Origin of the sequence: Alkalibacterium sp. AK22, from assembly GCF_000585255.1 — a bacterium.
Taxonomy (GTDB): domain Bacteria; phylum Bacillota; class Bacilli; order Lactobacillales; family Carnobacteriaceae_A; genus Alkalibacterium.
In genome coordinates this window covers 44,724-51,521 of sequence record NZ_JANL01000041.1, presented here as the reverse complement: position 1 = coordinate 51,521, position 6,798 = coordinate 44,724, and the positions used below count along the sequence as shown (strand labels likewise).

Sequence of the window (6,798 nt, the reverse complement as noted above, 5' to 3'; positions counted from 1 at the left end):
ACTATCCCCATTAGAATTTGGAGGAATAGCAGTCTAAGAAGGTGTTTTATTAGTGTCTCAAATCAGCAGGTCAGTCTATTTACAGGGACAGTTTTTTTAAAATCAGTTATCCGGCGGCAGCCAGAACAATAAAGCCAATCAGATTATTGACAAAGTGGAAGAAAATAGCGGCTTCCACAGAACGTGTTCGCTTGGCAGCATAGCCGAACAAGAGGCCCATACCGACGTAAGTATAGACAGCCACGACCGTCGTCGGGACATGTACTAGACCAAACAGAATAGACGTAACGATAAGGGTCGTCCAGCTGATTTCATTGTGCTCGCCGCGGAAAAAGATGACTCCGCGAAACAGCCATTCTTCGGCAATCGGTGCCGCAATCACGATAATGATGAAGAGCATCCACAAAGGTGTATCGACCACAAGAGCTTCTACTGCCTCCTGGTTGACTAGCTCACCTCCGCCCATTACGATTTCCAAAATCGTTCCGCCGATATTAAACAGCACATAGGAAACGGGCACAAACCAGCCTAAAAATTTCCAGTCTTCCTTGGTCAGGCCACGCATCCCGACTGACTCTTCCCTGGTTAGACGTTTCCGGTTCATCACCGGCAGCTTTTTTTGGGTGATGATCAGAGCCATCAAAAGCAGACTGCCGGCAAAACCGACAAAGGTAATCAGGCCGTCCAGGCTGCCGATGCCCTCCAGCAGTTCCTCTGAAGTCTGTCCGGCATTCATCACGCCGAAGACTACACCAATCAACACGGACGGAATGATCGGGAAAAGAACAGGCGAAGCCAGCCACATCAGCAGCTGTTCCATAAAAGTGATTTTTCTCAAGGGGTAACCCTCAGTTAGTTTCATATGATTTCCTCCCAAAAAGCTTTATGGTCTCAAGTATAGTAAATATTTCAGGCTGATGCCACTAAAGACTGCCTGAGTAACTGAATAACAGGCGCATGAATGGAATAAAATAAAATTAAAGCGTTTTCTATTGACAAATAAGAAAGAGGTGATACACTGAGTGTGTAATCGGTTACAGAATGGAGCAGCTAATATGATAACGATCAAGCAAGTAGCAGAATATGCAGGGGTCTCGGTGGCTACAGTCTCGCGTGCCCTCAACGACAGCGGCTATGTTGGAAAGGAATCCAGAAAAAAGGTGGAAGAAGCGGTTGAAGCCTTAGGCTATTTTCCCAATGAAGTAGCCCGGTCTCTTTTTCAGAAAACATCAAGAATGCTGGGTCTGCTGCTTCCTGATATTTCTAATCCCTATTTTCCGCTTCTGGCCAAGGGTGTTGAAGACTGCGCACAGAAAAATGGCTACATGGTTATTTTAGGCAATGTGGAAGAAGATGCGGACAAGGAAGAGATGTATGTCAAATTTTTCTCCCAGTATAACATCAGCGGTATTCTGTCTGCGGCTTCGGGGAAAAAAGCCTATGGGGCTCAGGTTCCACAAGTACTTTTAGATAGGGCGCTGGAAGGAGAAAACTACTCTGTATCTACCGATGATACATTAGGCGGAGAGCTGGCGGGTCAGGCCGTCGTTGATGCGGGGGCCAGAGAAATTATAGTCATGGCCGGCCCACGCAAGGTATCGGGAGCCAGAGACCGGCTGTCAGGGATTCTGTCCGTTTTAAATAAAGAGCAAGTTAGCTACAAAGTACTGGAAACGGAGACGTTCAATGTCGAAAAGGCTGAAGCAACAGCCCAGAAGTTATTCGACACATTTGACACTTTCGATACAGTCATTGCGAATAATGATGTCTTCGCGCTGGCCGTCATGAAAGAAGCCATAAAAAGAGGGTTCAGTATTCCTGAAGACATTCAGATCATCGGCTACGACAACATGCTGTTCAGCCGCCTGATGTATCCGGGACTGACTACAGTAGCCCAGCCGGCTTATGAGGTCGGTTACAAAGGAGCTAAAATGCTCATCGATTTGATTGAAAAGAAAACCGTTGCAGATAAACGCGTGAAGCTTGAACCGGAACTGATCCGGCGGGATTCACTAAGATAAAAGGAGAGATCAAATGGCAAAGATTACAGTAATCGGCAGCATTTCAACTGATTTTGTCGTGGAAACAGCTAAACTGCCTGCCATGGGGGAAACCGTCGAAGGAAAAAGCTTTCAAACCAGTTTCGGTGGAAAGGGTGCCAATCAGGCAGTAGCCTGTGCCAGACTTGGAGCTGAGACTGTGATGCTGGGAGCAGTAGGGCAGGATGTGTTTGGGCAGCAGCTGCTGGCTAATTTAAGGGCTAACGACATTCATACAGATAATGTGGAACGGGTTACACAATCATCCGGCTCTGCCTTTATCACTCTTTTCGATTCGGACAATGCGATTGTCTATGTCGCAGGCGCCAACGGGCTGTATGGTCCGGACAGTGTGGACAAAGTTATGGATCAGAGTGCTGTTTTTCAGACAAGTGATCTCGTACTGATTCAGAATGAAACACCAGCCGATACGGTTAGGCACGTGATTGAACGCTGCAGCCAGCTGAATATTCCCTTGCTGCTTAATCCCGCACCGGCCCGTGAGCTAGCACCTGCCTACCTGGACAAAGTTACGTTTTTGACGCCTAATGAGACGGAGTTTGCTGTTTTATTTCCGGATGAAACGATGGACAGTGTTTTAAAGCGCTATCCGAACAAACTGATCATTACGCTCGGAAGTAAGGGGGCTATGTATTATGATGGCGAGTCGATTCAAACTGTGCCACCCGTGCAGATTGACCAGGTGGTAGACACAACTGGGGCTGGAGACACTTTCAACGGGGCTTTCGCCTATGCCTTCAGTTCAGGCCTGCCAATCAGAGACAGCATCCGGTTTGGAAACATAGCTGCAGGGCTGTCGATTCAAAAAGCAGGAGCTCAGACAGGTGCACCAACACTCAGACAGATGAAGGAGCATGAGAGTTTTGAAAAAGAATGGGATTTTAAATAGTAATATCAGTAAAGTGCTGGCCGATCTGGGCCACACCGACGAAGTGGTTATTGCAGACTGCGGCCTGCCCGTGCCAGAAGGAGTCACTAAAATAGATCTGGCTCTCAAGCCAGGCACTCCGGGTTTTCTTGAGGTACTAGAGACGCTGCTGTCTGAAATGAAAGTAGAAACCGTTACTCTGGCAGAAGAGATAAAAGAACAAAATCAGCTAATCCACCAGAGGCTGCTTGAGCAAATCAGCAAAGAGGACATTCCTGCATCCTATATCACGCATGAGACATTTAAGGAGCAATCCAGACAAGCAAAAGCCATTATTCGAACAGGAGAAATCACACCTTATGCCAATGTGATCTTACAAGCGGGTGTCATCTTTTAGGAGGAATCGACAGTGCAGGTAAAAATGAAAGGCATTACAAAAGCATTTGGTGAAAATAAAGTGCTCAGAGGCGTAGATTTCTCACTGGAAGCAGGAGAAGTTCATGCCTTGATGGGCGAGAACGGTGCGGGGAAATCGACCTTGATGAATATTCTGACCGGACTTCACAAGAAAGACAGTGGGGAGGTCTGGATTGATGGAGAAGAGACACTCTATGCCAATCCAAAAGAAGCTGAAGAGCAAGGTGTCAGCTTTATCCATCAGGAAATGATTACTTGGCCGGACATGACCGTGCTTGAAAATATGTTCATGGGAAAAGAAGTGCAAAATAAGATGGGCTGGATACAGAATAAGGCAATGGAAAAGCAGGCGGAAGCGGTCTTTAATGAACTGGGCATCGATATCGCCTTTGACCGTTTGATGAAAACTTTAAGCGTCGGCCAGCAGCAGCTGGTGGAAATCGCCAAGACTCTGCTCAATGATGCTGCAATTATTATTATGGATGAACCCACTGCCGCTCTGACGGACCGGGAAATACGGACATTGTTTACCATCATCCGGCAGCTAAAAGAAAAAGGGGTAGCCTTCGTGTATATCTCACACCGGATGGAAGAAATCTTTGAAATTAGTGACCGGGTCACGGTAATGAGAGATGGTGTATCGATCAGTACGAAAAAAACCACAGACACCAGTTATGATGAAATCGTCAAGCACATGGTCGGACGTGATCTAGAAGATTACTATCCTCAAATGGATAACCAGCCGGGAGAACCGCTTCTGGAAGTCAAAAAACTGAGCCATCTCCCGGCTTATGAAGGGGTTTCGTTCACCTTGCATGCTGGAGAAATATTAGGATTCTCCGGGCTGATGGGTGCTGGACGCACAGAAATCATGCGAGGGATATTCGGGATCGACCCGACAGATGAGGGTGAACTGTATCTGGATGGAGATAAAATAGATATTTCCAGTCCTTCGGATGCGGTTAAGAGAGGTATCGGCTTTCTGACAGAAGACAGAAAGTCTGAAGGGTTGATCCTGGACTTTTCGGTAAAAGACAACATCAGTTTGACCGCATTTGAGGAATTTTCAACCAAAGGATGGATAGATACAAAAGAGGAAGAGGCATTTGTTGACTTGCTAATCAAGCGGCTTACCGTCAAAACGGCAAATATGGAGCTGCCGGTAGGAGCCTTGTCAGGCGGAAATCAGCAGAAAGTAGTTCTGGCCAAATGGATTGGAGCCGGCTCACGTGTGCTGATTCTGGATGAACCGACTAGAGGAGTGGATGTCGGAGCCAAAAGAGAAATCTATAATTTGATGAAGGAACTGGCAGAGCGGGGTGTGGGGATTATCATGGTGTCTAGTGATCTTCCTGAAGTGATTGGGGTCAGCAACCGGGTGCTCGTTGTTCACGAGGGGACTATCTCCGGTGAGTTGAGCAGAGACGAACTGTCAGAAGAACGCATCATGACCTTAGCTACGGGAGGAAAATAATGGAAACGAAAAGTGCAGCAATTACGAGAAAAAAAGAAAGACGAAGTGATCTGTATCGCAAGCTGGGGCCGCTGGTCGCTCTAATTATCCTCATGCTGATTGTAACCATAATGAATGTGAATTTTATTAGGCCGGCAAACCTGCTGAATCTGCTGAGGCAGGTGTCAGTTAACGCCCTGATTGCATTTGGGATGACCTTTGTCATCATTACGGGAGGCATTGACTTGTCTGTTGGTTCGACCCTTGCATTGTCAAGTGCGCTGACAGCGGGCATCATTGGTATCGGTGTGCCGCCTGTGCTGGCCATCATAGCCGGCTTGCTCACAGGCGCCTTTTTGGGGATGATCAATGGTCTGCTGATTACTAAAGGCAACGTGGCTCCCTTTATCGGCACTTTGGCAACCATGACCATCTACAGGGGGCTGACGCTCGTCTATACGCAGGGGAATCCCATTACTGGTTTTGGCGGTGGCTTTGCCTTTCAATTCTTCGGCAGAGGCTACCTCTTTGGTATTCCTTTCCCCGTTATTATCACGACAGTCGCCTTTATGATCCTGTTCGTTGTGCTCCACAAAATGACCTTTGGCCGCAAGACCTTTGCTATAGGAGGAAATGAGCAGGCAGCATACATCGCAGGCATCAAATCCGACCGGGTCAAAACATCAGTATATGCCATATCGGGTATGATGTCGGCACTGGCTGGACTGATTCTGACGTCCAGACTGAATTCAGCTCAACCCACTGCCGGTACAGCCTATGAACTGGATGCGATTGCGGCCGTGGTTATCGGCGGAACCAGTCTCGCCGGAGGGAAAGGACGGATTGTTGGGACACTGATCGGGGCCTTGATTATCGGTACATTGAACAACGGCCTGAACCTATTGGGTGTATCCAGTTTTTATCAGCAAGTTGTCCGTGGAGTCGTTATTATTATTGCGGTATTACTAGATAGAAAAAAATAAAAAAATGGAGGAAACAATCATGAAAAAACTAATCGGCTTACTATCTGTATCAGCACTTATGGCACTGAGCGCTTGCGGGGCAGCTACCCTTGAGGGAGAACAGTCCGGAGACAATGGGGACGTCGAAGAGCGTGCAGCGGAAGATATAACTATTGGCCTGTCTATTTCAACTTTAAACAATCCATTTTTCGGCGATCTGCAGCGTGGTGTGGTTGAAACAGCAGAAGAAAACGGCTCGACAGTACGGGCAGTGGATGCACAAGATGATACGGCGACTCAGATCAACGGCATCGATGATCTAATTCAGCAAGGTGTGGACATTCTGCTCATCAACCCTGTTGATTCTGACGCCATCACCCCTGCTATCGAGTCAGCCAACTCAGCAGGCATCCCAGTTATTACCATCGACCGCTCCAGTTCAGGCGGGGACGTTCTAACCTTTATTGCTTCAGATAATGTTGAGGGAGGAGAAATGGCAGCTGAATTCATCATTGACCTAGTGGGAGAAGAAGCAGAAGTCGTCCAGCTGGAAGGTGTCCCGGGAGCATCGGCTACCAATGAGCGAGGCGAAGGATTCAGAAATGTTGCAGATGAGCGTCTGAATGTGGTGGAAAGCCAGTCAGCGAACTTCAACCGCTCTGAAGGTCTAAGTGTCATGGAGAACATTATCCAGTCCTACTCCGATATCGAAGCCGTCTTTGCTCAAAATGACGAAATGGCTCTTGGAGCGCTAGAAGCTCTTGAAGGTGCCGGTCTGAGTGACGTTGTGGTAGTCGGCTTTGACGGTAACGATGATGCACTGTCTGAAATCGAAGCAGGCCGCCTGGATGCGACGATTGCTCAGCAGCCATATGAAATGGGGTCCATTGCTGTAGATACTGTGTACAGCTACTTCTCCGGCGAGTCTATTGACGAGGAAATTGCCGCTCCTCTGGAACTGATCACGGCAGAATAAGCTTTAAAAAAGATCTGTGCCTGCGGGTGCAGATCTTTTTGCTGCTGCAAACGCCCCCCTTT

The 6,798-nt window shown here is 47.8% G+C and carries 7 protein-coding genes; 6 read left to right on the top strand and 1 reads right to left on the bottom strand.

Annotated features, from left to right (window positions below):
• Positions 1-106: 106 nt before the first annotated feature.
• Positions 107-862, bottom strand: a complete 756-nt coding sequence (locus tag ADIAL_RS09425) for a CPBP family intramembrane glutamic endopeptidase (RefSeq protein ID WP_034302926.1) — start codon at positions 860-862, stop codon at positions 107-109.
• A gap of 193 nt (positions 863-1,055) precedes the next feature.
• Here ADIAL_RS09425 and ADIAL_RS09420 point away from each other — a divergent pair, with 193 nt between their 5' ends.
• From ADIAL_RS09420 to ADIAL_RS09395, 6 genes are read left to right on the top strand one after another with little or no spacing between them, the layout of a single operon-like run.
• Complete coding sequence (locus tag ADIAL_RS09420) at positions 1,056-2,021, top strand: LacI family DNA-binding transcriptional regulator (RefSeq protein WP_034302925.1); 966 nt, start codon at positions 1,056-1,058, stop codon at positions 2,019-2,021.
• Positions 2,022-2,034: 13 nt separating this feature from the next.
• Positions 2,035-2,949 (top strand): ribokinase, encoded by a 915-nt coding sequence (gene rbsK, locus ADIAL_RS09415; RefSeq protein WP_034302920.1) that lies wholly within the window; start codon positions 2,035-2,037, stop codon positions 2,947-2,949.
• Positions 2,924-3,325 carry a D-ribose pyranase gene (gene rbsD, locus ADIAL_RS09410; protein ID WP_034302918.1) on the top strand — a complete coding sequence of 134 codons (402 nt, stop codon included), beginning with the start codon at positions 2,924-2,926 and terminating at the stop codon, positions 3,323-3,325. Before rbsK ends, rbsD begins: the two co-directional genes overlap by 26 nt.
• A 12-nt stretch (positions 3,326-3,337) precedes the next feature.
• A complete protein-coding gene (locus ADIAL_RS09405; protein WP_034302916.1) occupies positions 3,338-4,819 on the top strand; it encodes a sugar ABC transporter ATP-binding protein in 1,482 nt (493 codons plus the stop codon).
• The gene (locus ADIAL_RS09400) at positions 4,819-5,781 is read left to right on the top strand and encodes an ABC transporter permease subunit (RefSeq protein WP_034302914.1); all 963 of its coding nucleotides are present in this window, start codon (positions 4,819-4,821) and stop codon (positions 5,779-5,781) included. Before ADIAL_RS09405 ends, ADIAL_RS09400 begins: the two co-directional genes overlap by 1 nt.
• A 19-nt stretch (positions 5,782-5,800) precedes the next feature.
• Entirely contained in the window at positions 5,801-6,736 is a 936-nt protein-coding gene (locus ADIAL_RS09395) for a D-ribose ABC transporter substrate-binding protein (RefSeq protein WP_034302912.1), read from the top strand.
• Positions 6,737-6,798 lie beyond the last annotated feature (62 nt).

Excerpts from the sequence above, each read along its gene's own strand:
- ADIAL_RS09425 (WP_034302926.1), bottom strand. The coding sequence starts at position 862 with ATGAAACTAACTGAGGGTTACCCCTTGAGAAAAATCACTTTTATGGAA.
- ADIAL_RS09400 (WP_034302914.1), top strand. The coding sequence starts at position 4,819 with ATGGAAACGAAAAGTGCAGCAATTACGAGAAAAAAAGAAAGACGAAGT.
- rbsK (WP_034302920.1), top strand. The coding sequence starts at position 2,035 with ATGGCAAAGATTACAGTAATCGGCAGCATTTCAACTGATTTTGTCGTG.
- ADIAL_RS09395 (WP_034302912.1), top strand. The coding sequence starts at position 5,801 with ATGAAAAAACTAATCGGCTTACTATCTGTATCAGCACTTATGGCACTG.
- ADIAL_RS09420 (WP_034302925.1), top strand. The coding sequence starts at position 1,056 with ATGATAACGATCAAGCAAGTAGCAGAATATGCAGGGGTCTCGGTGGCT.